This is a genomic window from Vibrio sp. 10N.261.51.A4, from assembly GCF_041471945.1.
GTDB lineage: Bacteria > Pseudomonadota > Gammaproteobacteria > Enterobacterales > Vibrionaceae > Vibrio > Vibrio crassostreae_C.
The window spans coordinates 1-224 of the sequence record NZ_JBFRPJ010000183.1 but is presented as its reverse complement, the minus strand read 5'-3'; the positions used below and the strand labels follow the sequence as shown (position 1 = coordinate 224).

General features: G+C 58.0%; 1 protein-coding gene. It reads right to left on the bottom strand.

Translation table 11 applies throughout. The annotated features are described in order from the left end of the window. On the bottom strand, nt 1-224 hold a 224-nt coding region (locus AB4384_RS23660; RefSeq protein WP_133151357.1), incomplete at both ends, for a cadherin-like domain-containing protein.

Here is a 224-nt window from a genome sequence, read left to right as displayed (position 1 = left end):
GCCGCCAACTGCGCCACCGTAAAGCTGCTCGACGCGACGCCGTTCACTAAGATTGTGCCGTTACTCACGTTGCTGACCGTGAAGCTCACGCCTGTGTCCGTATCGTCAACGTCCGTGTAGCCAAGATCTGCCGCCGTGATGGTGTAGCTGCCTGCTTCATCCATTTCACCCAACAGATCGCCTGTCAGCTCCGGCGCATCATTCACTGGCGTCACCGTCAAGTT